This is a genomic window from Novispirillum itersonii subsp. itersonii ATCC 12639 (genome assembly GCF_000381985.1).
Classification (GTDB): Bacteria; Pseudomonadota; Alphaproteobacteria; order Rhodospirillales; family Rhodospirillaceae; genus Novispirillum; species Novispirillum itersonii.
In genome coordinates, this window is record NZ_KB907347.1 from 102,372 (window position 1) to 127,899 (window position 25,528).

Consider the following 25,528-nt stretch of genomic DNA (forward strand, 5'->3'; position numbering starts at 1 on the left):
TCAACCCTTCTTAGCAATTTTCAGGAAAAGCGCGCCGCCGCTAAGAAAGCTGCGGAGGACGCGGTCGCCACAATTCTTCTGCACACGGTCGGCGACTGTGCGTGGGCCAGCCCCATGGCTCCATTCGTAATCATCGAAAACAATCCATCCGCCATCGGCTAAGCGCTGACTCCAAAGGGTGTAGTCCTCGCTCACCGCGTCTTCATCATGGTTTCCGTCAATGTGAAGCAGGGAAATAGAACCTGCGATCGGAGTGCTGCCGAACTCAGGCGATTCAATGGCACTGACTGAATTGTATATGGACCACGCCTCAGCCGAGGGGCGGCGCATATAATTAAAGGAACTCCCCGCACTCGGCGCAGCGGTAGCCATCAGGAAACCTTGAAACACTGTTTGCCAGTCCCAGACCGCGGACAGACTTTGGATTTCTGCAGGCGAATCCTTCTGTACAGAGATATCCATGTTCCAAGGGTCCACCGCAAGGACGGTGCCCATTCCCTGATGAGCGGCTAATCGGTTTAGCAAAAAAGCGCTTTTACCAAAGAATGTGCCGATTTCCACGATGTCGCCTTTCGGAGCATCGGCCATCACCGCGCAGAGCGCCAAGGCTTTTTCCTCGCGGCACTCACCGTAAAGATTAGCGGAGTAATACAGAAGGCTGGCAATGAATGCGGGAGAATACGGGACGGGGGCGCCAGCCAGTCGAGCGATCTCTTCCATTCGTTCTGACAGGCCATCCCACGCAGTTCTGACAAGGAGGCTCTGTCGCTCATAGGGCGATGGCTGCATCAGGCGCACAGACTGCGGCAAGATGTCGGCGTGAAGGGTCAGGAAGTGAAAGGTAGGAGCATGAGAGGTGTAAATGTGACTAACCTCCCAATCTTTCAGTAACTGGGTCAGTTCCTGAAAAAAAGCCGGAGCCTGAAGATAAGGCAATGGGGCCCAACCATCGAAACGGTCGGCATAAGGATCGGGCTGGAGGGCTGACGCGCCAAAGACTTTGCGGCCATGACGATGGCCCTCTTCGATCATCTGCAGCGCACCCTCTAAGCAAGAGGGAAATACTAGAATAGTCACTTCATACCGTCCCAATAATTTTTTTCTAGAATTAGATCCTGATAATCTTCACGTGTTACGCCAACAATAATCCTATCCCAATAACGACCATTCCGAAAATACCAGTTACGCTGACGGCCCTCTACTTTCCAGTTGCACCTGTTGCAGTACATGGCGATAGAGCGGTCATTATATTCGATCATCGAACCGTCAAGACGAGCAAGGTGAAGTTCGTCAAAAGCATAGCGCATAATAGCCATGACGGTGTCTACACCGATCCCCTTGCCCCTGATTTCCGGAGAGCCCAGCATCATTCCGTGGAAAGCATTATTATTTTTCCAGTCGATGTCGATAAGATTGGCTGTACCCACCAAGCCAATTCCAGGAACATCAATAGCAAAACGCTGGTTCAGTGAATCACCAGCTAAACCTTCGAACCAACGCCGGGTCGAGGCCATAGAACAGGGGAAATGCCATCCACCAAGAAGAGGCCAGATTTCAGGATCGTTGCTCCATGCATGAAGCTGCTGAAGATCATCCTCTTCGATGGCGCGTAGCGTGACTTTTTTCCCCTTAATATTCATTTTACCTGTTGCACCTTCACTGTAGGGCCCCGATAGGCAGGAAAGTAGTTGTTATTCTGGTGGTTGGTCGCCAGACGTTCATAGATTCCCTCATCAAGGATCTTGCCGCAAATATAAGCGCTGGATGCGGAATTGGCAAAACCGCGCTTGAATCGGGCAAGTCCATCGTCAGGGTTCTCCACATGTCCCGCACTGCCACCTAGGTTAATGATGCGAGCCTGCGAAAACAGGCGAATGGAATGGTCATTAACTGCGTAAGCTGCTCCCAACGCATATCCAGCCTCGGAAGAGGCCGCCAGATGACTGTGAAACAAATCGCCATCAAACACCCAGATATGGGCTGCAAGAAGGATATCACCATCGAACGCCCCTACGGTTACAATGTTCTGCATTGTCGCCAAAGCCTCATGATGAGCTTTCGGGAAGTCATGCACTCCCTTTAGTCCATGGCGTTGGGAAAGATTCGCATACAGATCGATCCAAGCGGGAAGGTGGTCTTTCAGAGCAAACTGGCGGACAGTAACACACTCCAAAGCTCTGCGAATTTCGTAGCGGTGGTGTTTGCTGGGTTTGGGCTCTCCGATCGAACGATCGACCACATAGTGAGTCTTGAAGGGCGTGACGATATCGAAGCATTCGGATATCCGGTCAATGCTTGGACAATTGAAACCATCCAGCACCAATGTGACCGACACCGCGCCTATCTTTCTCAACCGCTCAAGGCCTGCTGACAGGTCTGCCGACCGGGAGATGACGCTCAGCGGATAAGGACCGCTGACATCAAACAATCCATCAGCAATAGGATGGATGATAGCCCAGCTTTCCCATTCAGGTATCTCAACGGGCGAGCCCAAATGCATTAGAGAGCGCGCGTATACTTCGGTTGCATAAGGATGCATTATTACAAGGCCTGCCGAAGAGAAGTGGCAACTGATCTCATTTGATCCGCATCATACCGCTGATCACAGGGAAGTGAGATCAGACTTTGTGACAAAAGATGAGCTTCCGGGAATTCGGCGCTGGCGACAGGAAGCGAGGTCCAGTGAACGGCCGCGAATATCTTATCGGCGTGCAGATGACGCAAGACACGATCCCTCTGATCTGGCGGCAGTCTGATGGGAAAGCAAAACGGCGTTTCTTTTGTGCTACGCGATTGAGGTAACAAGAATTCACCAATGTTTTCTTTGAGGATGGCGAAATTGCGCCTCCGCTTTTTTGCTATGCTCTCTGGTTCGAGAAGTGCCAGCGCCGCCATTGTCAGTCGTGTCATCTTGGTGCGATCCACGGTCATAGCGGTTTCTTTTGCCTGATTATCAGGATGCCAGATCGAGGAGTTTTCCTGCATCTCGTCTTCGTAGCGCAATAGCGGGGCACGCCAAAGGGCATCCGCGTCGCGCGGGTTATCCGTCGGCTGCGGGGGGGGGCATTTAGAATGCTTGGCCACAAGGATGCCTCCATCGGCAACCCCGATCACCTTTCGCGGGCTGAACAGGCGCCAGTCGCCCCACGCCTCTTCATCAGGCAGCACACAATGGGCACAATCCTCGACAAACGTTATGTCAGGCCGTCCGGTCACGAAATTCAGGAAGGCTTGATCCGGTTGGTAGCCGAAGTAATTTACCCCCAGAATCATGTCACCGGGTTGTGCCTGCTTCAGGTCCTCGACATCCGGACTCAAATTTGCATTCAGGCGGTAGTAGTGGCGCAGACTGAAGGGAACTCCTTCCGTCACTGCAACACATATGAACGCTGGCAGCCAAACGCGAGGAGGCGAAAGCTGGGAAATCAACGCCGCCAAGGCAGAGCGGGCATTGCGGAAGGCCGCAAAGGGGCACCCTGCCGTCCATGCCTTCAGCAGCCCGCCAGTGCCTAGCGGGAGTTCCAGAGGCAAAAACCCCCCGATGGCGACTGCCTTTGACATCACTCGACCGCTTCCTTTAGGCCCATTTCCGTCAAGGCGGCAAGAATTTTAGGCAATGAAACACTGTAATTGGAATGCTTATCCGTCAGCTTTGACTGTTCACCACAAATGAAATAGGGCTTATAGCCCAACTCCTCCATCGGACCTTGAAAATTTCCCCAATTGTACAAGAATGGCTGAGCTAAAATAAGGATTTTGACGCTTGGTGATGCATAGATCAAGTTGAGCAGGGACGAACCGTTAGGTGCGACAATCCATTCAGCGGAACTGAACAAGTCTATCTGCTGCTGTAGGTTAAGATCCTCGATATAAACATTCTCGAACCCTAGATTGCCCAAGGCTCCGATGATTTCCTCTTCGTTAAGCAAGAGGCGCCACTGCATGTTTCGCCGCCCCAGAAAAATACGCTTTTTGGGGGACCCAGAAATATCTGAGCCGACTTTATTTTGTAGAAAGCGCAGCGCTCTGGGTGAAAGAGCCCCAATCTCATGCTGCGGGATCGTGTGTGGCTGCAAATGTACAGGGTAATAGGTCGGCGACGGAGCTACAAGAAGTCGGCGACACATAAAGGAAGTATTGAGCGGTAAAACAATAATTTCGTTTTTAACGATACGCTGCAGGTATTCCAGATGAGTAGGCGGCATCCCCTCGTCCACGATGATAGGCAAGGAATCAAAATCGGGATGCTGCATCAAGAATTCCAGCTTCGGCAGGAATTCTGGGAACCAGTGCCCAAAGGAGTTGGAGGCCAATCCCGCCATCCAGATCCCGCCTGCGATTTCCTGCTTCTGGTAGCCGTCTGCGTTGAGTAAAACCTTGTTGTCCTGATAGAAAATCACTGGAGGTTGCCCCAGGAAGGAGGCGAACGAACCATATTTAGGATGACCAGCCAAATCGTTCAGGAGATAGCCATCTGCGGTTTGGACAAACGTGCAGCGGCTGTAAATGCAGGCATCCGTGATATCCGTTACATAGGGTTTGTTTCCGGACGAGAAGAGTCGTTCTTCGCTCGCAGCCTGTCCCCACACCCTTGGAGGAACATAAGGAATAGTCTCGATTTCGCAGACATTGAGCAAAGGGCCCCCCCCGACCGTCATGGCCCAGTCTTGGACAGATAAGACTGGCATCACGGACGCTGTGCTCTTGCTTTCCGGATGGAGGCGTATGAAAGACTCAAATGCGGCATCAATGCCTGCGACACTGCATTCGACGGCCAAGAATTCCCGCTCCGTATCGGCATTACCCGGATTTATATTCAGAGCGCGGCGCAAATAATCATAGGCTTCTGGTTTTCGATCGAGGCCCTTAAGGGCGACGCCGGCGATGAAATTGGAAAGCCACTGCTTGTCATTCAGATTGACCGCCTTCATGGCCATGCTCGCAGCTTCAGCCAAGCGTCCTTGTTGCTGATACCCGTAGGCCAGAGTCGACATGGCTTCATGGGACAGAGGCGCCGCCCTCAGTATCTCATGACCGACTTCATCAGCTTTGATCCACTGCCCAGACTGCACCAACATTTCTAGGTGTCTGATCTGTTGATCTATCTCTCGCCGAACAAGCCGCTTATAGAAGGAACGCAGCCAAGAGATCAGCATGGATTACCTCGCTGTGAAACCGCCATCAACCATGTAGGTGCCCCCGTGGCAGGAGGAGGCATCTTCGCTGCACAGAAACGCCGCCATGGCAGCCACTTCCTTCGCCGTCACGTAGCGCTGCAGCGGCAGCGCTTTCGACGCGTCCCCCCCACCCCCGAATCTCTGAGGATCACGGGCGATGAAAGCAGCATCCAGCCGCTGCATCATCTCTGATTTTACAGGGCCAGGGCAAATGGCATTAACGCGAATACCCAGCGGTCCGACCTCAAGCGCCGTAGCCCGCATCAATCCGATCACCGCATGCTTGCTGATGGTGTAAGCACCCAGAAATCCCGTTCCGACCACACCCGAAATCGAAGACAATAGAACGATACTACCAGATCGCGCGGTTTTCATATCGCGAAGGCACTGCTGTAGCCACAGTAGTGATCCGCGGACATTGACCGCCAGAATCTTATCCAAGTCATTGACTGATAAGTCTTCGATCCCACACACAGGCCCTTCGATGCCCGCCGCAAGAACCGCTGCATCAATCGGTCCCAGCTCCGAGGAAAAACGTTCGTAAGCATCCGATACGGCATTGGGAACGGAAGCATCGGCAGCGATGAAACAATCGTCCGTACTGTCGCTCTTCTCTCGTGGCGGCACGCTCAGGTCGGTCAGGGCCAATCTTGCCCCTTGCTGACGAAACAACGTCGCGCAAGCCTGCCCGATCACACCCGACGCACCGGTAATCAAGACAGTCTTGCCTTGGAAAGAAAGCATGCTACGCCCCTCAGTCAAAGCTATTATGTATCGGCAGCCAATGCATCCGCCAACACAGAAAAGGAACGCGCCATCTCATGCCGAGGCAGCTTGCGCCAGAAAGGAAGTCCTAGCACAGTTTTGCCCAGTCGCTCCGTCTGAACCAGATCCTCACGACCGAATTTGTTGTAAGCGGGATGCTGGTGGCAACCGCCCCCCCACCAGCAACGCGTCTCGACGCCGTGTTCGGTCATATAGTTCATGATCCGGGGCAGATTGCTCTCATGATCATTAAGCTGAAGCAGGCCATAGGTCGAAACCCAGTCCCCGACCATGACGTCTGGAACATGCGCATGGGGGGCCAATGGCGCGGCCAGCTCGCGGAACTGTATCGTTAGATCGACCCATTCCTGACGGGTATCGGCCCACTGGTCGAACTGGGCCAATCCGACCGCGGCATACATTTCGCCCAGTTTCGAGTTCCAACCAGGCAGGCAAGCTTCGCGTGAACCGAAGAAGCCGAAGTTACCAAAACGGCGGATGCGATCAGCCAGTGCCGCATCGGAGGTGATCACAAATCCCCCCTCACCGATGCCAAATACTTTCGTGGCATGCAGGCTGACGACAATCGGAATATGGCTGACAGGCACCGGCGGCAATCCACCGGCCATCGTCAGGCTGTCGAAACTCGCCGCAGCATCAATCACAACAGGGACCCCGGTCGTAGTTTCAAAGGCCTCCCAAGCCGCCACGTCGATAGGGGCACCGAACGGCGCCACTGGCATGACTGCAGCAACGGTCTTACCTTCAGTGCGAAGCCTTTCAACCAAGACGCCAAGCTGCGAGGGGTCCAAGGACCAAGTTTCGGCCGCCACATCGGCAAAATAAGGTATCATCCCAGCTAATAGAATAGCAGCTGGGCTAGCAACAAACGTCCAAGACGGCACAATACAAAGAGAATTCAGCGGGAGATCATCTAAATTCCGCGCTCTAAGAGCCTGCACTAGTGCCATCGTGCAATTGCTACTGGTTACAACATTTCCAGAAGAGCACCGCAGAGCCTGCAAAATTCGAGCTTCGAACTCAACAAGCAAAGGCCCATTGTTGCTGTAATATCTATTGGCGTCAATTCGCGAGATGAATGGAAAAATCTCCTCAGCTTTAGGAAGGAGCGGCTTGAAGACCGAAATCATTTCAAACTATCTACCCGGGAGATTTAAGACAAAAATGGAGATGCTTTACATAGGCAAGGCCATTATAGATTATCTCTATTAAACCTAAAAGGCAATCTCGAATTCTACAGGAGCTGTACCGCAGGGTGCCGCGGTACAGGGCCACTCAACAGCCGACGTGAGCCTTCAGCACATGGAGAAAGAGCCTCCAAGGTTTCTCCATCATGGCACACCGCCACGCGATTCCTAGGCGTTTAGTCCCCGGTCCGGCTCTGTTCACCGGGGCGGCGGCCGTGATGGCGGGCAATGTGCTGGTGTTGACCTGACGGCGGGCGGGGTAGCGCCTGCCCGTCAGGGCGGAGAGTGCAGGGTGGCGCGCAGCCAGCGCAGATAGTCAGGCAGGCTGCGCGCCGGCTCTTCAGGAAAACAGGTGTCGCTGACCTCCAGCCCGATGATTCGGTCCAGCCGGAAATGGCGGAACTCCCCGCGCAGTTCACACCATGCCGCCAGCATCCAGAACGGTCCGAAACAGGCCAGCTCCAACGGCCTGACCCAGCGGTCGGTGCTGCCGTCAACCGCCTGCTGATCCGGGCGCTGATAGGTCAGGCGGGTCCGCCGCCGCTCGCGGATGGCCTGCCGCAACGGGGCGGCCAGAACCCCTGAGGGATCAGCCGTCAGGCTGAGGGGCATGTGCAGGGAGTCCCGCAACAGATGCTCTGCCGCAGCGGGTGACAGGACGGCACGGATTTTATCCAGCGCCTGTTGTCCCGCTTCGGCCAGAGCCGGGTCGCCAAGGGACCGCAGAGCCCGGATTCCCGCAGCGACAGCTTCGACCTGTTCCAGCGTGAAGGTGACCGGGGGCAGGGTCAGGGCCGGTGAAATACGGTACCCGACCCCTGCTTCGCCGTCGATCGGCAGACCGTTGGCCTGAAGATGGGCAATGTCACGGTATACAGTCCTGACCGACAGGCCAAGATCTGCAGCCAGTGCTGCTGCGGTAATGGCCCGGCCCTGTGTTGCCTTTAACAGGGTCACGAGGTGAAACAGACGGTCGGCCCGGCGCATGGGGGCGATGTTCTCCCGCTCGGGGCTGGTCTGCTGACACAGGGCTGTCAGCAGGGGTATGGCAGGGTAACGCCTGTTGGGGCCGGATCAAGCCCCTGCCTTCTGACTTCAGGGAATTTTACGGATGCAGCCTGTTGCCCATGCCATTGAACTGTCGTCGTTCCGGGCCCGAGCCGGGGTCAGCGATGAAGAGATTGTCGCCGCGTATCGCCTGATCCGGCAGGAGTACATGCCGCAGCAGCCGGGGGTGATTCATCATGACTGGTTCCGCCGTGACAGCGGGGAGTGGGTGGATCTGCTGGTGGCGGAGAGTCTTGAGGCAGCTCACCGCGCCTGCGCAGGATGGCTGGATCATCCGGCGACACGGGCCCTGATGGCCCTGATGGAGCCGGGCAGCACTGATCTGGCTTTCTGGATACCGGGGGCCTTGCCCGCCTTCCTGACTGTGGGGGAATAGGGGGATCTGTCAGTTGGCGGGCTGGCCGGTGGCTGTCAGGGGCAGGGATGTCAGGTGCGTCTGGCCATCCCAGCCTTCCACCCACAGCCACAGGCGCGGTGTGGTGCCGGGGGGCTGCGGCGGGAACGGCAGGTGTGCCGATGGCGTCGTGACGCCGCCGTGTAAAATCGCCCCCTCGGCCCGCAGGGTGCTGTCTGCCGGTGGGGTGGGGGCGACCAGCAGCCGGGCCTGACGGATTGCCGGGGCGCAACCGTCGCACCAGTGCAGGAAGAATTCCTTTTCCGGATATGGGCCTTCCGCAGTCTGGGGCGGGGTGTCGTCCAGCGGCCACAGGCGGGCTGACCACGGCCCCGCCTGCACGGCGGTACCGTCCGGCAGGGGGCCAGCGGGCAGCGGCCTGACCGTTTCAGGCAGCAGGGCCAGCGGGATCAGAACCAGAAAGACGGCCCAGTGACAGCGGTTGCGCCACAGCAGGGGCAGCAGGCGGATCATGACCGTGTCTCCTTTCTGGAAAGGGGGGCTGGCTTCGGGGCGGTCCGCCGTCGCCACAGGATCATCCCCGACACCGACAGAGCGGTCAGGATCAGGCCGAAAACGGCCCAGATGATTCTGGTGGTGATCCCGCCGACGGTGCCGTAGTGCAGCGGGTCGGCCAGCCCGTCGAGGGTCTGAAGGACCGTATGGTCCTGCGGGCTGCGGGTGCTGTCCACCGCCCCGGTCCACGGATTGACAAAGGCCCCGTAGCTGAAACTGTTGTAGAGCGGGTTGGGCCCGGTGCCCCACAGGGCATACGGTGACAGGGCGTGTTCCGGCCAGACAAACCACTGCACCCGCAGGCCGGGCAGGGCCGCCTGTGCGGCGGCAAAGGCAGCATCGGCACTGATCCGCGCCGGGGGGGCGGAAACCTGTGCGGGAACCGTGTGCTCCGCCAGATCCGGCGGCTCAGACAGATAGGCGGTGTGGCTGTGCCACAGGATCGCCTGAACCAGAAACCACAGGGCGGTGATGCCGGTCAGGGCCAGCAGCCACAGCGACCAGATCCCGGCCAGCCGGTGCAGGTCGCCCCAGAAAATCCGGCTGCCCTGTGTCACCCGCAGGCGCGGGGTCAGATAGCCGCGCCAGAACCGTTTATAGACCACCAGCCCGGTGCCCATCGCCACCAGCAGCGGCAGGGCCGTCAGGCTGACGGCGTAATAGCCGAGGCTGTAATCATCCTGCCACGGCAGCAGCAGCCAGCTGTGCAGGCCCCGCACCACATCCTGAAACAGCGGGGCGGTGGTGATGCGGCGGACCTCGGCGGTGACAGGGTCAACCAGCACGGTTGCGGTCATGCCGCCGGGGGTCCACAGCACCACTTCCAGAGCCAGAAAGCCGGTGCGCTGGCGGATATAGTCCGGGCTGCTGCCGGGGACTGCCGCCAGCGCCGCCTCCATCGCGGCCCCATACGCCGGGGTCTGCCCGTCAGGTGCCGGGGTGGCCCGCACCGCCGGGTCGAGCAGCCAGACCACCTCGTTGCTGACGGCGGCAAGGCTGCCGGTCAGAAACAGAAAGGCGAGAAAGACCCACAGCGGCCACGTCACCCAGCCATGCAGCTGGAACCAGAACCGGGGGGGCAGAACAGGGCGGCGCGGGGGAGTCACGGGCACAGGTCTTTCCTGATGTTACCAACGGTAGCCAAGGGTTGCCTTCACCACCCGGTCCTGCCCGTAGTAGCAGGCGCTGTCGCTGGAGCACTGGGCCAGAACGGTCTCGTCAAAGACGTTGCTGGCATTCAGGGCGAAGCGGGCGTTTTCGGTGATGTCGTAATGCAGGGCGGCGTCGGCCAGCCAGCTGCTGTCCAGACGCAGGGTGTTGTCGTTGTTGCCCCAGGTCGGCCCGGTGTAGCGGACCCCGGCCCCCAGACCGAACCCGGCCAGCGGACCGGAGCGGACGGTATAATCGCCCCACAGCGTGGCGGTGGTCTTCGGCACCCCGGTGGGGGCTTTGCCCTGATCGCCGTTGTTGCTGCGGGTTTTCTCCATATCCAGCACGGTGAACGAGCCGATCACGCTGAACTCTTCGGTCACCTTGCCGACCGCAGAGGCCTCGAAGCCCTGCGCGCGGATTTCGCCGGTCTGCACTTTGTCGGTGGAGTCTGTCGGGTGGGTGGTGACGACGTTGCTCTTGGTCAGATCAAACACCGCCAGCGTCACCTGACTGTCGTGGCCGGGGGGCTGGAATTTGACCCCTGCCTCATACTGCCGCCCTTCTTCCGGCGCGAAGGCGATGCCGGCCTTGTTGCTTTCCAGCGTCGGACGGAAGGATTCGGAGTAGCTGACGTAAGGGGCAATCCCGACCGGGAATTCGTACACCAGCCCCAGCTTGCCAGTGAAGGCGCTGTCGTTGGCCGAGGATTCCCTGCTGGTCAGGTGATTGTCGGTGACCGTGCTGATCCAGTCGTGGCGGCCCCCGGCAACCACCGTCAGGCGGTCCGTCAGGGCGATCTGGTCCTGTAGATACAGGCCGGTCTGGACCTGTGTCACTTCGTCATCGGTGCCATAGGCCGGACGGGTGACGCTGAGGCCATAAACCGGATTGCTCAGGCTGAGAGAAGGGCCACTGCCGAAACCGGTACGGGTTTTAAAATCGTTGCGCTGCACATCAACCCCGACCAGCAGATCGTGACCGATCTCCCCGGTTTTGAACTCGGCCCGGCCCTGCGTGTCCACCGCGAAGGAATCCGTGGTCGGGTCGGCCACCAGTGACCCGCGTGACAGCGTGGTGCGGGTGGCATCGGACGAGTCCAGCCCCGAGCCATACAGGGCCGCGTAGGTGAGGGTCAGGTGGGAATAGCGGGCGTTCTGGCGGAACGAGAAGGTGTCGTTGAAGCGGTGGTCGAATTCATAGCCGACCGAAGACTGGGTCTTGTCGTAGGTATCGAAATTGGGGTCGCCGGTGAAAAAGGACGTCGGGATCATGCCGGTGGCCCCGGGGCGGACGGTCCCGGCTGCGGGCAGGAAGTTGGTGGCCGACCCGGTACTGTCGTGCTGATAGCTGGCCAGCAGGGTCAGATGGGTGTCATCATCGGGGGACTTCAGGGTCAGCGACGGGGCAAAATAGGTGCGTTCATCCCGCACATAGTCAACCTGGGTGTCGGCATCGCGGCGCAGGCCGACAACGCGGAACAGCACCTGCCCCTTATCGTCGGCCCGCCCGCCGATGTCGAAGGATTCCTGCACCAGATTGTGACTGCCGACAGTGACCTGCACCTCCTGCTTCTGGCCGTCCATCGGGCGCTTGCTGATGGTATTGACGAGGCCGCCGACATCGCCCTGTCCGTACAGCACGGAAGCCGGGCCGCGCAGCACCTCGATCCGTTCCGCCCCATAGGGCTCCTGCCGCCACGAGGCATAGCCGGTGGACCGCAGTTGCAGGCCATCACGGTACAGGCCGGTTTCCGCCTGTGAAAAGCCACGGATGATGGTCCAGTCATAGCGGTTGTCGATGCCAAACGGCTCGCCCACCACGCCGGGGGTGTAGCGCAGAGCCTCGACCACGCTGTCGGCCTTCTGGGCGTCGATCTGGTCGCGGGTGATGACGGAGACCGACTGGGGGGTGCGGATCAGCGGGGCATCGGTTTTTGAAGCGGTGGCAACCCGGCGGGCGGTATAGCCTTCGGTCGGTTCCCACGGCGATGCATCGCCCGGGCGGGCCGCTGCCCCTGACATTGACAGCGGGGCCAGTACGGCGGTGCCCGCCGGGGCGCTGGGCAGCGGGATCAGGGTAACGGTGCCATCGGTGGCGGTGGCTGCGGTCAGGCCGGTCCCTTCCAGCAGCCGGGTCAGGGCCGCGTCGGCGGTCAGGGTGCCGGAAACGGCGGCGGAGGTCCGGTTCGTGGCATCCTCCGCCCGCAGGCTGACCTGCACCCCGGCTTGACGGCCATAAGCGGCAATCGCCGAGGCCAGCGGCTGGGCCGGAATGTCAAAACTGCGCGGGGCCGGGGGCTGAGCTGCCGGGGCCTGCTGTGCCATCGCCGGTACTGCGGCAAAAGACAGGGCGGCGGGGGCAGCAAACAGGGCGGCGCTGGCGAGCAGGGCGGTGCGGAAGGAGAGGGCTGGGCGGGTCATTGCTGTCGGCAGATCCGTTCTGGAGAAAGGAGTGAACGCAAGTCATTTGCATTCGCGTTGACTCAATGACGCAGCCGCCGGGTGGATTTTTCAGGTGTGTGCAAAAAATTTCAGGATCACGATCAGGACCGGCATCAGGCCGGAAGCAACCGGGCTGTCAGCGGGGGGATCCGCTGCCCCCTGCTGCCGGGCCGGAGACCACGGTAACCAATGACCCCAGCGTGGTGACCTGCCCCTTGAACGGGGCCAGAACGGCCCGTAAGGCCGCCTGAGGGGTGTGCAGGCTGTAAACGCCGGTGACCCGCTGTTGCCCCAGTGCAGTATCGGTCAGCAGGATCAGACCGGGTAGATAGGGGCGCAGATCGTCGATCACATCGGCCACCGGACGGTTCTCCACCGCCAGAATTCCGGCACGCCACGGGGCAACGGCGTCCACCGGCAGGGTATAGGCCACCGGCGGAGCGGAAGAGTCCCTCTGCCAGAGGGCCTGCCCGGCGGTCAGGGGCAGCGGGGCCGTTCCCGGCGCGCGGTCGTCGGTATTGACCAGAACGCGCCCCTCTTCGACCTGCACGCTCAGGGCATCACCACGGTGACTGACCGCAAAGCGGGTGCCGGTAACGGTAACGGTCGCGGGGCCGGCCTTCACCCGGAAGGGCCGCGACGGGTCAGGTGAAACGCTGAAAAAGGCTTCGCCGTGATCCAGCGTGACAGTCCGTGTCCCGGCATCGATCTCCGCCCGCAGGGCCGTTTGCGGGGCCAGCAGAATCCGGCTGCCGTCGGCAAGGTCGGTTTCCGACCATTCTGCGGTCCCGGTGTGATGGGTGCCGGGCAGGACGGCGCGCCAGAGGCCGCCCCACACTCCGGCAGTGGCCAGCAGGACAACGGTACAGGCGACGGCCAGAAAACCGGCGGTGCGGTTGCGGCGGCGCGGCGCGGCCACCGCAGCCGGGGGGGCGGCGGACAGGCTGAGGCTGAGGTCCCAGACCCTGCGGGCACGGTCAAAGGCGGTCTGATGGCGGGTATCCATCGCGCACCATGCCGCACAGTCCCCCTGAAGCTGGGCATCGTCGGGGCTGCTTTCCAGCCGCAGCAGCCAGTCGGCGGCCTGATCATCGACGGTCAGGCGCGGGGGGAACGGGATCGGGGATGTGGTCATGGCTGACCCTCCTGCCCGGAACCGGCGTCGGGATCAAGGTCTTTCATCAGGGCTGACAGGGCGGACCGGACCATACGGTGGGCGGTGGCGACCGAGACGCCTTCGCGGTCGGCGATCACCTGCAGACTGTCGCCGTTCAGGCGGTGCGCCTCGAATGCGCGGCGGACTGCCGGGGGCAGGGTGCCGAGGGTTGCCTGCAGGCGGGCAATCTGCTGACGGTCGATCACCGCCTGTTCCGGAGTGGCGCCGGGGGCGGCAAGGGTCTCTCCGCCGCAGTCGTCCAGCGCCCGGGTCGGATCGCTGCCACTGCGGCGCAGGGTATCGACCGCCAGATTGCGGACAATGCGGTACAGGTACTGTACGGGACGCAGCAGCACCGGCCCATCCGGGGTGAAGCGGAAGTAGGCATCCTGCACCAGATCTTCTGCCCGCGTCCGGCATTTGACCAGAGCCGCCGCATAGTCAACCAGATCCGCCCGGTGGGCGAGATACAGATCAACTTTGTCCTTGTCCGTTGCCACCGCCAAGCCCTGCCGAAAACGATATCTGCGAACGATTATCAATATCGCTGACGGAAATCAATTCGGATTGTTCAGGGCCAGCGGCAGCCCCCGCAGCTTACCGGCCCCTGTTTACCGTCCCCTGTTTACCGTCCCCTGTTTATCGGCCCCTGTCGTTGACGGGCAGCGGAATCGAGGAGCGGGACAGCACCTCTTCCATCACCACATAGGTATGGGTCTCTTTCACGCCGGGCAGGGTCATGATGATTTCGCCCAGAAACCCCCGGTACTGGGACATATCCGGCAGACGGACCTTCAGCATATAGTCGAATCCGCCGGCCACCATGTGGCATTCCTGAATCTCCGGGCGGCTGATCACCGCTTCGCGGAAGTGGTCGAAGACATCCGGTGTGGTGCGGTCGAGGGCCACTTCAATGAAACACACCACCGGGCAGCCGAGTTTATGCGGGTCCAGCCGGGCTTCGTAAGACAGAATATAGCCATCCCGCTCCAGTCGGCGGACCCGTTCCAGACACGGAGTCGCTGACAGATTGACGCGGCGTGACAGCTCGGCGTTGGAGATGCGGCCGTCCTTCTGCAGCTCCGCCAGAATCTTAATGTCGATTTGGTCGATTGTTTTGCTCATGGGCCATTTCTCGAGATTAAATTCTGTTCGATGTGTCTCTTCAGGATTCTTATCACGTTTTTGTAATCAAATAAAGACGAACGTTCTTCGTTGTTTTCTGCTATCCATTTTTAGCAGAACAACCCCGCCCTGACGGCATGGCTCCGGCAGGCGGCACCAGATCCTGAACTCCCCCAGCCCCCAGATCAAACCCCTGAGGACGCCATGAGCAACGACACCCCGATGCTGTTTACCTCTGCCGATCCGGCTTTCCCGGACTGGCGCGATATGCTGGCGTCCGGTTACCGCCGGGATGAGGATGCCGTTGTCAGCGAACTGATCGCCGAGGCGGCGCTGTCTGATGCGGTGAAGGCCAGAGTGACCGCCCGCGCCCGTGATCTGGTGGCGCTGGTGCGCTCCAACCGGTCCCGCAAGGGCGGCGTTGATGCCTTCATGAACGAATATGACCTGTCAACGCAGGAAGGTCTGACCCTGATGTGTCTGGCCGAGGCGCTGCTGCGGATCCCCGATGGCGAGACCGCCGACCGGCTGATCCGCGATAAGCTGACCGGGACCGACTGGGAAAAGCACCTTGGCAATTCCCGGTCGATCTTCGTCAACGCCTCGACCATCGGCCTGATGCTGACCGGCCGGATTCTTGGCCCCAATGACCTGCCGGAGGATGCCCCGGAAGGGGTGGTGCGCCGTCTGGTGTCGCGTCTGGGTGAGCCGGTGATCCGGCAGGCCCTGAAGCAGGCCATGAAGATCATGGGCCGCCAGTTTGTGCTGGGCCGCACCATTGACGAGGCGATGGACCGCGCCGCTGAACAGGAAAAGCGTGGCTACCGGTATTCCTACGACATGCTGGGCGAAGCTGCCCGCACCGATGAAGACGCCACCAAGTATTATATTTCCTACGAAAAGGCGATCCACGCCATCGGCAAGGCCTCCAACGGGCGGGGTGTCCTCGCCGGGCCGGGGATCTCGGTGAAGCTGTCAGCGCTGCATCCGCGCTATGAGTTCGCCAAGCGGGCGGAAATACTGGATGTGCTGGCGGCCCGCACGCTGGAGCTGGCGAAGCTGGCCAGGCATTATGACATCGGCTTCTGCATTGATGCGGAAGAAGCGGACCGGCTGGAGCTGTCGCTGGAACTGATCGACAAGGTCTACAGCGACCCGTCGCTGGGCGACTGGACCGGGTTCGGGCTGGCGGTGCAGGCCTATCAGAAGCGCACCCGGCAGGTGATCGACACGCTGGCGGGCATGGTCCGCCGCGTTGGCCGCCGGATGAACGTGCGTCTGGTCAAGGGCGCCTACTGGGATGCCGAAGTAAAGCGGGCGCAGGAAGCCGGGATGACCGATTACCCGGTCTATACCCGCAAGGTGGCGACCGACGTGTCTTATCTCGCCTGCGCCCGGCGGCTGTTTAACTATGGGGAGCTGTTCTTCCCGCAGTTTGCCACCCATAACGCCCATACCGCCGCCTGCATCCTTGAGCTGGCGGAAGGCCGTCCGTTTGAGTTCCAGCGTCTGCATGGCATGGGCGAAGAGCTGCATGACGAGATTGTGCCCGCCAACAAGCTGAATGTGCCGTGCCGCATTTATGCCCCGGTCGGCGGCCATGCCGAGCTGCTGTCTTATCTGGTGCGCCGCCTGCTGGAAAACGGGGCCAACACCTCGTTCGTTAACCGTCTGGTTGATGACCGCACCCCGATTGATGCCATCATCGCCGACCCGGTCGAGCGTCTGGCCGCCCTGCCGCAGAAGCGTCATCCGCATATTCCGCTGCCGCTGGACCTCTATGGGGTCGGGCGCCGCAATTCCAGGGGGCTGGATCTGACCGACAGCACCGTTGCCCAGCCGCTGGCGGTGGCGATGGCAGCATCGGCGGCGAAAGTCCGCCAGTCCGGCCCGATCGTCGGGGGCGAGCTGCGGGTGCGGACGGAGCAGCCGGTGCGCAACCCGGCGGATACCCGTCAGGTGGTCGGGACCGTCAGCGAGGCGACGGCGGACGATATCGCCGATGCCCTGTCCCGGGCGGTGGCAGCGCAGCCGCAATGGGCGGCCCGTCCGGCGTCTGAGCGGGCGGCGGTGCTGCGGAAGGCGGCGGATCTGATGGAAGACCGGATGGTCGATCTGATGACTGTCTGCCAGACCGAGGCCGGGAAGACGCTGGGCGATACGGTTGCCGAAGTGCGCGAGGCTGTTGATTTCCTGCGTTACTATGCTGGCGAAGCCGAGCGTGTCTGTGGCGGCGCGGTCGAGATGCCCGATGCGGTCGGGCGGCCGTCGCGGGTGGTGATGCAGGGGCGCGGTGTGTTCCTGTGCATCAGCCCGTGGAACTTCCCGCTGGCGATTTTTGCCGGTCAGGTTGCGGCGGCGCTGGCCGCCGGGAATGCCGTGATCGCCAAACCGGCGGAACAGACCCCGCTGATTGCCGCCGAAGCGGTGCGGATTCTGCTGGATGCCGGGGTGCCTGCTGACGCCCTGCACCTGCTGCCGGGCCGGGGGGAAACCGTCGGGGCGGCGCTGGTCAATGACCCGCGTATTGCCGGGGTTGCCTTCACCGGGTCGGAGCAGGTGGCGAAGATCATCAGCCGCAGCCTTGCCGCCCGCAAGGCCGCCGATGCACCGCTGATCGCCGAGACCGGCGGTATGAACGCGATGATCATGGACTCCTCGGCCCTGCCGGAACAGGTGATCCGTGATGCGGTTCTGTCGGCGTTCGGGTCTGCCGGGCAGCGCTGTTCTGCCCTGCGGGTGCTGTTTGTGCAGGAAGATGTGGCGGATCACCTGATCGGCATGCTGAAGGGGGCGATGGAGCGTCTGCGCATCGACCTGCCGCATCTGCTGACCACCGATGTCGGCCCGGTGATTGATGAGGAGGCCCGCAGCGTGCTGCAGGCCCATGCCGACCGCATGGACCGTGAAGCGAAGCTGATCTACCGCTGCGATGTCGCCGGGGCCTGTGACCACGGGACCTTCTTTGCGCCGCGCGCCTACGAAATCCCCGGCCTGCATGTGCTGAAGCGTGAAGTGTTCGGTCCGGTGCTGCATGTGGTGCGTTATAAGACCAGTGCGCTGGATGCGGTGATCGACGCCATCCGCAACACCGGTTATGGCCTGACGATGGGGATCCATACCCGTATCGACTCCAAGGCCCGGTATATTCACAGCCGCTCCCGCGTCGGGAACACCTACATCAACCGCAATATGATCGGCGCGGTGGTCGGGGTGCAGCCGTTCGGCGGGGAAGGTCTGTCCGGCACCGGCCCGAAGGCTGGTGGCCCGAACTACCTTGGCCGCTTTACCGTGCCGGTGGCGGAGCCGCTGCTGGAAGACGGTCTGGCCGCCGCCCGCCGGGCGATTGAGCTGGATGCAGGCAAGCTGATGAATGCTGATCTGCCTGCGGCGGTCACGGCCCCGGCCTCTGCCGGGGATGTCGGAGCGGCTCTGGCCCGTCTGCGGGCGGAGGCTGCTGACTTTGATGCCCGCGACGGCGGGCAGCGGGCCGATCTGCTGCTGGATCTGGCGCGGACCCTGAATGTTGACGGTCCGCTGCTGACGGCGGTGCTGGGCCGCGACAGTGGCCGGGCGCTGTCAGTGGCGGCAGGTGAGGTGCGGGCGGCCCATGATCAGGTGGTGGTGCTGGCCCGGCAGGTGCGGCATGAACTGTCTGCCCCGCTGGTGCTGCCGGGCCCGACCGGGGAGCGGAACGAACTGCGGCACCATGGCCGGGGTGTGGCTTTGGTGCTGGCGGATGCTTCGGCGGCGCTGTCGCAGGTACTCGGCCATGTGGCTGCGGCGCTGGGGGCCGGGAATGCGGTGGCCGTGGCGGCGGATCCGGCCCTGTCCGGCGCGGTCACGGCAGCCCTGTCCGGGCTGAACGGACTGGTGCCGGTGCTGACCGTGCCGGGGGCGCGGCTGGCTGACCTGCTGACCGCACCGGGGATTGAGACCGTTGCCGTCTCCGGCGCTGCGGCGCTGGCGGAACAGGCGGCGGCGGTGCTGGCCGCCCGCGACGGGGCAATCGTTCACCTTGTCACCGATACGGTCAGCCCCTATCTGCTGTCGCGGTTCTGTGCGGAGCGGACCCTGACCGTTGATATGACGGCTGCCGGGGGCAATGCCTCGCTGATGACCCTGAACGAGGATGCGGCAGCCGAGTGATCGGCTGAGGCATTGGGTAAAGTGTAGACTTTATCCAAAATCGACGGTTAACAGCCCGGAACTGCGTGTTTCGGGCTGTTCCTTTTCCAGACGGTGGCGTAATACTGTTCGGCTGGTCAGAATTTTCCCGCTTTGGTTGAGGATTTTGTGATGCCAGCCAGATCTTCCGGCAATAGCGCGGTTCGGCCCGCCGTTGCCTGCCCCCTTCAGACCTGAGGAGGTTTCCGGTGTCCCGCCTGCAAGCCCATGCCCTGCTGTTGATTGCCGCCATGATCTGGGGCTCGACCTTTGTTGTGCAGAAACTGGCGGTCGCCCCGGATACGTCGGGTGGGGAAAGCATCGGGGCGCTGGCCTTTACCGGGGTGCGCTTCCTGATGGGGGCGCTGGTGGTGCTGCCGCTGGCCCTGCGGGAGGCCCGTGCGGCCAGCCAGTCTCTGACCCGGGCTGACTGGCTGGGGTTTCTGGGCTGCGGGGTGTCCCTGTTCGCCGGGGCGTGGCTGCAGCAGGTCGGTCTGGGGATGACCACGGTGACCAATGCCGGGTTTATCACCGGCCTGTATGTGCCGATGGTGCCGGTGATTGCGCTGCTGCTGTTCCGCCGGACCCCGCACTGGGCGGTCTGGCCGGGTGCGGCCGGGTGTGCGGCCGGGATTTTCCTGCTGGGTGGCGGGCATATCGATGCCTTTAACACCGGCGACGCCTGGGTGCTGGCCGGGGCGGTGTTCTGGGCAATTCAGGTGACGTTCGTCGGCATTTTTGCCTCCCGCAGCGGTCGCCCGCTGGCGCTGGCGGTCAGTCAGTTTGTGATTGCCGGGGTGCTGGGCTCCATCGCTGCCGGTCTTCTTGAGACGCCACGGCTGGAGCTGTTCGAGAAGGCCGCATTTGAGCTGGCATGGGCCGGATTCCTGTCGGTCGGGGTGGCCTTTACCCTGCAGGTGATCGGTCAGCGCTATACCCATCCGGCGACGGCGGCGATTCTGCTGAGTTCGGAAATGGCCTTTGCCGCCCTTGCCGGGGCCGTGGCGCTGGGCGAGACTATGGGCCTGATTCAGGCCGTTGGCGGTGCGCTGATCCTCGGCAGCATCATTCTGGTCGAGGTGATGCCGACCTTGCAGCGCCGCCCGCTGAAAGCGGCAGAGTAACCCGGGTATACCGGCAGGATGTGAGGCAGACGACGGATGGCAGAGGTCATCAACCTGCGGCAGGCCCGCAAGCAGAAAGCCCGAACGGAGAAAGAGGCTGCCGCCGCTGCCAACCGGGTTGCGTTCGGGCGCACCAAGGCCGAGAAGCGGCTGACGGAAGCACGTAACGAGCAGGCCGAGCGCCGTCTGGATGGTCATCTGCGGACAGATGAAGACAGCACGCCGACCGATTCCGTATGAATTCCTGCATGGATCTGCAACATTCTTCTATGCGCCGCGCCTTTGGCATGGTTGCATAGCAGCCGGTTTGCTGTGCCCCGGATCCGCCGGACTGACTCCCCCGGCCAGGGCAGCGCAGCGGCCGCCCGATAGCGTGAGACCGTTCCGATCCACGTCGTTGTCACCACACCGTCTTCAAAGGTAAAACTATGTCCGCGCAGACTGCTACCCTTGACTTCGAGGTCACGCCGACCAGCACTCCGACCCCGGAGGCTGATCGTCTCAAGGCGTTTGAAAATCTCGGTTTCGGCACCCTGTTCACTGACCATATGGCCGTGATCAAGTGGAATGTGAACAAGGGCTGGCATGGGGCGCAGGTAACGGCGCGGGCGCCGTTCCAGATTGATCCGGCAAGCAGCGTGCTGCATTACGCGCAGGAAATTTTTGAAGGGATGAAGGCCTACCGCGCTGCGGATGGCCGCGCCGTGCTGTTCCGCCCGGAAGAGAATGCCCGCCGCTTTAACGAATCCGCCCGCCGCATGGCGATGCCGGAACTGCCGGAAGGCGATTTTCTGGCTGCGGTCGAGAAGCTGGTGCAGCTTGATGCCCGCTGGATTCCTGAAGGGGACAGCAGCCTGTATCTGCGCCCGTTTATGTTTGCCAGTGAAGTGTTCCTCGGCGTCCGCAAGGCCACCGACTTCATTTTCTGTGTGATCGCCTCTCCGGTCGGGCCGTACTTCAAAGGCGGGCTCAAGCCGGTCAACATCTGGGTGTCGCAGAACTACACCCGCGCTGCCGTCGGCGGCACCGGGGCGGCCAAGTGTGGCGGCAATTATGCCAGCAGTCTGGCCGCGCAGGTGGAAGCCACCGAGCAGGGCTGTGATCAGGTGGTGTTCCTTGATGCGGTTGAGCACCGCTGGGTCGAAGAACTCGGTGGCATGAACGTCTTCTTCGTCATGGACGATAACACGCTGGTGACCCCGCCGGTGGCTGGAACGATTCTGCCGGGTATCACCCGCAAGTCACTGATTGAGCTGGCTGGCGATAACGGCCTGACCGTCATTGAACGCCCCTACTCCTTTGATGAATGGCAGGCGGATGCCGCCAGTGGCAAGCTGAAGGAAGCTTTTGCCTGCGGTACCGCCGCTGTGGTGGCAGGGATCGGGACCGTCAAGCATAAGGATGGGGCGTTTAAGATCGGCGACGGGCAGACCGGCCCGGTCACCACCAAGCTGCGGTCGGCTCTGGTCGATATCCAGCGCTGTGCCGCCCCGGATACCCATGGCTGGGTCCATGTGCTGCCCGGCGTGTAAAAGCCCCTGAGGCGGATAAGCGGCAGACCCCGGCGCAGAAAGCCTGCGCCGGGGTTTTTGCTGCCTTATTTCCAAAACGGACGGCAGGTGCGGAAGGTTTTCCAGCTGCGCCGGGCCTGTTCCAGAGCATCTGCACGGGCTGCGGCGTGCCACCCGCCGACAAGCCCGCCGGGCAGGGCGCAGGCGGGAACCTGCTGCGCCAGAGTCTGGATCAATGCAAGGGCCACAGCCCCGTCATTCAGGTGCCCAAGGTGTTCCTGCAGATCGGCCAGACCATCGGCAAAGGCGGCAGCCCGCTTGCCGGAATACAGCGCACCGAAAAAGTCCACACTGTAGCGCAGCTTTTTGACTTCGATTCGCGCCCGGTGCCGGGCTTCCATCGACAGGGTGGCAAAATGCTGGCCCCGCCTGAGCACTTTACGATGGCGGGCGGCCAGAACCGTGGCGGCAAAATCGCAGATCGGCTGCTGGCGGAGGGCTGCCGTCTCATCTTCTGCCGTCAGCCAGGCACCGGTTTCAATCCATTCGGCTAGATCAAGGCAGGCGAGGGTGAAGGCCGGGGAGGCAGCCGTGCTGATCGCCCGCTCATAGGCGGCGGTACGGCGGGCTGACAGCTCCTGCCGTAAGGGGGTGAACAGCCCGGCAGGAACCTCTGCCGCAAGCAGGGCATCTTCAGCCTGACTCAGGCCTTCCGCCAGAAACACATCAAGATCCCGCGCCTCACCGAGGGTTTCGGCAATCCAGCGGGCATGATCGCGGATCGCGGCCAGTTGCGGGTCCTGCTCTGACAGTGCCGGACGGAAGACGGTCAGGGCTGACCGGAACCGGCGCATGGCCACCCGCATCTGGTGGACCGACTCCGGGGAGCGCTGCTTTTGCAGGGCATCCTGATTGGCCAGAAGATGCGACAGGCAGCTGCGGCCAATGATCTGCAGGGCCTGCGCCGTGGTCATGTCCGGGGTCAGGGGCGGGGCCTTGGCCTTTTTCACGCCGGGCAATTCTCCGGTCAGCAGGCGATAGCCGCGTTCTGATTTGGCGACGGTGCCGATACGGACCGGCAGGGTGCTGGCAAGCTCCCGCGCAAAGGTGAACAGGGCCTGCGGTGTACCCCGTTTCAGTTCCAGCTCCAGCTCACAGAAGGGTTGCTGACGGCCATCCGTTTCAACGCCCCCGTGGTCGATGCTCAGTTCCACCTCAGCATCCTCGGTGGCCAGAAGATAGCTGCTGCGGCGAAACTGAGTGGCAAACTGCGGTTGCAGGCTGAGATCGGTCAGCGGGGTTGGCAGGGCCTGCGGCAAGGCGGTTTCATTCAGGGCGACCAGAGCCGGTGCGTCATCAAACACGTCATGTTCCCACTCCAGCCGGTTGAAGTGGGCACCGCTTTCAGCGGGCCGGCGCATCTTCACGTTCTGAATCCGCCGCTTGCCGACATGACGGATCCGCACCGTTGCCCCGATCTGACGCAGGGTGTGGTCGCTGGTGTCAAAGTAGACGCTGCGCAGATCCTGGCTGATGGCCTTCCCTTGCCGCAGGCGGCGGATCAGGCCATGGCGGCGGACCTTGTCGATCAGGGCGGGGTCGAGATCCAGCTTCAGTTCCAGTTCCGTCGCCATGGTCGTATTCCATACAAAAGGCGCCTGCGCGCGGGGAGAGAGGGATGACTGTCGGTCAGATCCGCTTTGCATGATATGCAAAAAGCCCCACGAGCTTAAATGAAACTGCTGTCAGGCAGGCCTGCTATGTCTGAGGCGCGGGATTAGGGGCGAAAGCCGCGCTTTTTCTTGTCAAGGCAGGGAGATCGGTGACACTGTACCGGCAGGACACAGGCGTATCGGGTGGGTGAGAAGCACCATCGCCCCAGGCGCCCGGCAGATCGTATGGACAGGGAATTGCAACGGTGACGCAGCGTCGTTTCATCAGAATGGGACTCGGGCTGGCGGCGGTGTGCGCAGCGGCTTTATTGACAGCCTGCGGACCGGTTTATGACCCCAAGGGGTTTAGCCGGGTGATGACGCCCAGTTCCGGCTCGCGTGTTGATACCGCTTTGGCTGCGATGTCCCGCGGCGAATATGGGGTGGCGGAACAGAGCCTCGTTGCGGCGCTGGATGCCGACCCTAAAGACCCTTATGCCCTGCTGGCGATGGGGTTGCTGTATCAGAACACCAATCGGCCGCAGAAAGCCGAGGCGATGTACCAGCAGATTCTGCTGTTGAATCCGACCGCCACGATTTCTTCCGGCCCCTGGGGGGATATGCAGCAGCGCTCTGTGCGCGATGTCGCCGAAGACAACCTGCGGGCCCTTGGCGGCAATGGCCGGGGCAGTGCCTTCTCTTACCCGTCACCGCGAAAGCCTGATTTTCCGGTCAACATGCCGGTGGCGACTCCGCAGAATGGCCTTGGCGCTGCGGGGCAGAGGTTCGCGACCTTCCAGTCTCTGGTCAACGACAACCTTGCAACGCCAGAGGAATGGGCGGCCCGCCGGGGACAGAATCTTGGGGCTCTGCTGCCGATGACGCAGCCCGCCCCGGGGACAGGTCTTGACCGCCCGGCCCCGGATGCCAAGGCTGTCGCCAACCGGCTTAAGGCACTGGCGACCGCTTTTGAAGGGCGTGGGATCAGCTCCACTCAGCACGCGCAGGAGCGTCAGGCGATTCTCGACGGTATTCTGCCGGAGCAGCCGCGGGCCCGGGCGACAGTTCCGCCGGTCCCACGTGGGGTCGTGGAGGCTGCCGATGCCATCCGCCGTCTCGACCGCCTGCGGTCTGCAGGTGTGATTTCGCCTGAAGAGTATGAAGACGAGAAAAATGCCATCGAGCGGGGAGTGCGGGGTGGTGCACGGCCAAAGCCTGCCCCGGCCCCGGCCAAGCCGGCGGAACCGGCTCCTGCTCCTGCCAACGGCGCTCCGCAGCAGCTTTTGCCGGGGGCAGCCCCGGCGGCATCAGCCAATACCCAGCCGGGGGCCAGCATCAACAATCCGGCGGCGGTTCTGCAGACCGGGCGGATGGCAAACCAGACGGTCCCTGATCCGGCCGACTTTGCCAATCCGGATGCCGATATCCCGATTGGGTCGGGCGGGATCGTTGCCGTTCATCTGGCGTCCTTCAAGAATCAGGAGCTGGCGGATAAGGGCTGGAAAGAAATGATCGCCCGCTACCCCGATCTGGCGGGCATTACGCCGCGGGTTACGCAGGTGACCTTGCCCAATCAGGGGACGGTCTATCGGTTGAATGCCGGGCCGTTTGCTGACCGTGCCAAGGCGCAGGAGTTTTGCGGCAAGCTGAAGGGCCAGTCCTGCGATGTGGTGTTCCTCGGCGGGTAAGATGGGCCGAAGGGACTATGGCAAGGGGTGCTGAATCCTCTTGCCAGTCCGCAGAGATCTGGCTAATGATGGTTTCTCCGACGCATCAGGTCGTGTCGGTCATCTGATTTCTTCACCTCAATCAGCGGAAGCACATTCGCCAGATTCTGGCAGGTCTTTCGCGTCTGTTTTGCCTCACATAGCAAGCTCAGACAGGTTGAGAAAAAAGTTGAAAAAAGGTGTTGACGTGTTTGGCGGAATTCAGTAAAAACCGCCTCCCGACGACGCGGGCCGCAGCGAAAAGCGCTGACGGTGCGGAGTTGGAAGTCACCCCGGTGGCGCCGCTGTTAGACAAGTGAAGAGAGGGAAGGGATACGTGGGTATCTGGCCGGACGAATGGCTGGA

General features: G+C 61.6%; 21 protein-coding genes. 6 read left to right on the forward strand and 15 right to left on the reverse strand.

The window, feature by feature from the left end; all coding sequences use genetic code 11:
• The 8 genes from G365_RS23130 to G365_RS21885 all read right to left on the reverse strand — a co-directional run bounded on the left by G365_RS23130 (position 1) and on the right by G365_RS21885 (position 8,137).
• Positions 1-1,032, reverse strand: a complete 1,032-nt coding sequence (locus tag G365_RS23130; RefSeq protein WP_019646417.1) for a class I SAM-dependent methyltransferase — start codon at positions 1,030-1,032, stop codon at positions 1-3.
• A 41-nt stretch (positions 1,033-1,073) separates the two neighbouring features.
• Positions 1,074-1,640, reverse strand: coding sequence for a GNAT family N-acetyltransferase (locus G365_RS0115345; RefSeq protein ID WP_019646418.1), 567 nt, complete (start codon positions 1,638-1,640; stop codon positions 1,074-1,076).
• The gene (locus G365_RS0115350; RefSeq protein WP_043742647.1) at positions 1,637-2,539 is read right to left on the reverse strand and encodes a GNAT family N-acetyltransferase; all 903 of its coding nucleotides are present in this window, start codon (positions 2,537-2,539) and stop codon (positions 1,637-1,639) included. The genes G365_RS0115345 and G365_RS0115350 overlap by 4 nt, the downstream gene beginning before the upstream one ends.
• A 2-nt stretch (positions 2,540-2,541) precedes the next feature.
• Positions 2,542-3,561, reverse strand: a complete 1,020-nt coding sequence (locus G365_RS0115355) for a DegT/DnrJ/EryC1/StrS family aminotransferase (RefSeq protein ID WP_019646420.1) — start codon at positions 3,559-3,561, stop codon at positions 2,542-2,544.
• Positions 3,561-5,078 carry a glycosyltransferase 61 family protein gene (locus G365_RS0115360; protein WP_169545170.1) on the reverse strand — a complete coding sequence of 506 codons (1,518 nt, stop codon included), beginning with the start codon at positions 5,076-5,078 and terminating at the stop codon, positions 3,561-3,563. Before G365_RS0115360 ends, G365_RS0115355 begins: the two co-directional genes overlap by 1 nt.
• Positions 5,079-5,159: 81 nt before the next feature.
• Positions 5,160-5,921, reverse strand: a complete 762-nt coding sequence (locus G365_RS0115365) for an SDR family NAD(P)-dependent oxidoreductase (RefSeq protein WP_019646422.1) — start codon at positions 5,919-5,921, stop codon at positions 5,160-5,162.
• A gap of 23 nt (positions 5,922-5,944) precedes the next feature.
• A complete protein-coding gene (locus G365_RS21880; RefSeq protein WP_081628583.1) occupies positions 5,945-7,093 on the reverse strand; it encodes a DegT/DnrJ/EryC1/StrS family aminotransferase in 1,149 nt (382 codons plus the stop codon).
• A 330-nt stretch (positions 7,094-7,423) separates the two neighbouring features.
• Positions 7,424-8,137, reverse strand: a complete 714-nt coding sequence (locus G365_RS21885; protein ID WP_019646424.1) for a helix-turn-helix transcriptional regulator — start codon at positions 8,135-8,137, stop codon at positions 7,424-7,426.
• Positions 8,138-8,261: 124 nt separating this feature from the next.
• Here G365_RS21885 and G365_RS0115380 point away from each other — a divergent pair, with 124 nt between their 5' ends.
• Positions 8,262-8,594 (forward strand): hypothetical protein, encoded by a 333-nt coding sequence (locus G365_RS0115380; RefSeq protein WP_019646425.1) that lies wholly within the window; start codon positions 8,262-8,264, stop codon positions 8,592-8,594.
• 9 nt (positions 8,595-8,603) lie between these two features.
• Here G365_RS0115380 and G365_RS23135 read toward each other — a convergent pair whose 3' ends face one another.
• From G365_RS23135 to G365_RS0115410, 6 genes are all read right to left on the reverse strand, one after another.
• The gene (locus G365_RS23135; RefSeq protein WP_019646426.1) at positions 8,604-9,086 is read right to left on the reverse strand and encodes a hypothetical protein; all 483 of its coding nucleotides are present in this window, start codon (positions 9,084-9,086) and stop codon (positions 8,604-8,606) included.
• The gene (locus G365_RS0115390) at positions 9,083-10,240 is read right to left on the reverse strand and encodes a PepSY-associated TM helix domain-containing protein (RefSeq protein ID WP_019646427.1); all 1,158 of its coding nucleotides are present in this window, start codon (positions 10,238-10,240) and stop codon (positions 9,083-9,085) included. Before G365_RS0115390 ends, G365_RS23135 begins: the two co-directional genes overlap by 4 nt.
• A 15-nt stretch (positions 10,241-10,255) precedes the next feature.
• Complete coding sequence (locus G365_RS0115395; RefSeq protein ID WP_019646428.1) at positions 10,256-12,700, reverse strand: TonB-dependent siderophore receptor; 2,445 nt, start codon at positions 12,698-12,700, stop codon at positions 10,256-10,258.
• A 157-nt stretch (positions 12,701-12,857) separates the two neighbouring features.
• The gene (locus G365_RS21895) at positions 12,858-13,856 is read right to left on the reverse strand and encodes a FecR family protein (protein ID WP_019646429.1); all 999 of its coding nucleotides are present in this window, start codon (positions 13,854-13,856) and stop codon (positions 12,858-12,860) included.
• Entirely contained in the window at positions 13,853-14,377 is a 525-nt protein-coding gene (locus tag G365_RS0115405) for a sigma-70 family RNA polymerase sigma factor (protein WP_019646430.1), read from the reverse strand. Before G365_RS0115405 ends, G365_RS21895 begins: the two co-directional genes overlap by 4 nt.
• A 139-nt stretch (positions 14,378-14,516) precedes the next feature.
• Positions 14,517-15,002, reverse strand: coding sequence for an Lrp/AsnC ligand binding domain-containing protein (locus G365_RS0115410; RefSeq protein WP_019646431.1), 486 nt, complete (start codon positions 15,000-15,002; stop codon positions 14,517-14,519).
• A gap of 204 nt (positions 15,003-15,206) precedes the next feature.
• Here G365_RS0115410 and putA point away from each other — a divergent pair, with 204 nt between their 5' ends.
• From putA to G365_RS0115430, 4 genes are all read left to right on the forward strand, one after another.
• A complete protein-coding gene (putA, locus tag G365_RS0115415; protein ID WP_019646432.1) occupies positions 15,207-19,151 on the forward strand; it encodes a bifunctional proline dehydrogenase/L-glutamate gamma-semialdehyde dehydrogenase PutA in 3,945 nt (1,314 codons plus the stop codon).
• Between the two features lie 227 nt (positions 19,152-19,378).
• On the forward strand, positions 19,379-20,293 hold the full coding sequence (locus tag G365_RS0115420) for a DMT family transporter (RefSeq protein ID WP_019646433.1): 915 nt from the start codon (positions 19,379-19,381) through the stop codon (positions 20,291-20,293).
• Between the two features lie 36 nt (positions 20,294-20,329).
• Positions 20,330-20,533: a DUF4169 family protein gene (locus G365_RS0115425; RefSeq protein WP_019646434.1), complete on the forward strand. Its 204-nt coding sequence runs from the start codon at positions 20,330-20,332 to the stop codon at positions 20,531-20,533.
• Between the two features lie 188 nt (positions 20,534-20,721).
• Positions 20,722-21,825: a branched-chain amino acid aminotransferase gene (locus G365_RS0115430; protein ID WP_019646435.1), complete on the forward strand. Its 1,104-nt coding sequence runs from the start codon at positions 20,722-20,724 to the stop codon at positions 21,823-21,825.
• A gap of 65 nt (positions 21,826-21,890) precedes the next feature.
• Here the strand turns inward: G365_RS0115430 and G365_RS0115435 are convergent, their stop codons facing one another.
• A complete protein-coding gene (locus G365_RS0115435; RefSeq protein WP_019646436.1) occupies positions 21,891-23,438 on the reverse strand; it encodes a CYTH and CHAD domain-containing protein in 1,548 nt (515 codons plus the stop codon).
• Between the two features lie 395 nt (positions 23,439-23,833).
• On the opposite strand from G365_RS0115435, the gene G365_RS0115440 reads away from it, so the two are divergent.
• The gene (locus G365_RS0115440; RefSeq protein ID WP_019646437.1) at positions 23,834-25,144 is read left to right on the forward strand and encodes an SPOR domain-containing protein; all 1,311 of its coding nucleotides are present in this window, start codon (positions 23,834-23,836) and stop codon (positions 25,142-25,144) included.
• The last annotated feature ends 384 nt before the right edge of the window (positions 25,145-25,528 follow it).

Bases quoted from the DNA above. Each gene is read 5' to 3' on its own strand.
- G365_RS0115395 (WP_019646428.1), bottom strand. From the start codon at position 12,700: ATGACCCGCCCAGCCCTCTCCTTCCGCACCGCCCTGCTCGCCAGCGCC.
- putA (WP_019646432.1), top strand. From the start codon at position 15,207: ATGAGCAACGACACCCCGATGCTGTTTACCTCTGCCGATCCGGCTTTC.
- G365_RS21895 (WP_019646429.1), bottom strand. From the start codon at position 13,856: ATGACCACATCCCCGATCCCGTTCCCCCCGCGCCTGACCGTCGATGAT.
- G365_RS23130 (WP_019646417.1), bottom strand. From the start codon at position 1,032: ATGATCGAAGAGGGCCATCGTCATGGCCGCAAAGTCTTTGGCGCGTCA.
- G365_RS0115345 (WP_019646418.1), bottom strand. From the start codon at position 1,640: ATGAATATTAAGGGGAAAAAAGTCACGCTACGCGCCATCGAAGAGGAT.
- G365_RS0115360 (WP_169545170.1), bottom strand. From the start codon at position 5,078: ATGTTGGTGCAGTCTGGGCAGTGGATCAAAGCTGATGAAGTCGGTCAT.
- G365_RS0115410 (WP_019646431.1), bottom strand. From the start codon at position 15,002: ATGAGCAAAACAATCGACCAAATCGACATTAAGATTCTGGCGGAGCTG.
- G365_RS0115440 (WP_019646437.1), top strand. From the start codon at position 23,834: ATGACGCCCAGTTCCGGCTCGCGTGTTGATACCGCTTTGGCTGCGATG.
- G365_RS0115425 (WP_019646434.1), top strand. From the start codon at position 20,330: ATGGCAGAGGTCATCAACCTGCGGCAGGCCCGCAAGCAGAAAGCCCGA.
- G365_RS0115435 (WP_019646436.1), bottom strand. From the start codon at position 23,438: ATGGCGACGGAACTGGAACTGAAGCTGGATCTCGACCCCGCCCTGATC.
- G365_RS0115350 (WP_043742647.1), bottom strand. From the start codon at position 2,539: ATGCATCCTTATGCAACCGAAGTATACGCGCGCTCTCTAATGCATTTG.
- G365_RS0115355 (WP_019646420.1), bottom strand. From the start codon at position 3,561: ATGTCAAAGGCAGTCGCCATCGGGGGGTTTTTGCCTCTGGAACTCCCG.
- G365_RS23135 (WP_019646426.1), bottom strand. From the start codon at position 9,086: ATGATCCGCCTGCTGCCCCTGCTGTGGCGCAACCGCTGTCACTGGGCC.
- G365_RS0115365 (WP_019646422.1), bottom strand. From the start codon at position 5,921: ATGCTTTCTTTCCAAGGCAAGACTGTCTTGATTACCGGTGCGTCGGGT.
- G365_RS21885 (WP_019646424.1), bottom strand. From the start codon at position 8,137: ATGCGCCGGGCCGACCGTCTGTTTCACCTCGTGACCCTGTTAAAGGCA.
- G365_RS0115380 (WP_019646425.1), top strand. From the start codon at position 8,262: ATGCAGCCTGTTGCCCATGCCATTGAACTGTCGTCGTTCCGGGCCCGA.
- G365_RS0115430 (WP_019646435.1), top strand. From the start codon at position 20,722: ATGTCCGCGCAGACTGCTACCCTTGACTTCGAGGTCACGCCGACCAGC.
- G365_RS21880 (WP_081628583.1), bottom strand. From the start codon at position 7,093: ATGATTTCGGTCTTCAAGCCGCTCCTTCCTAAAGCTGAGGAGATTTTT.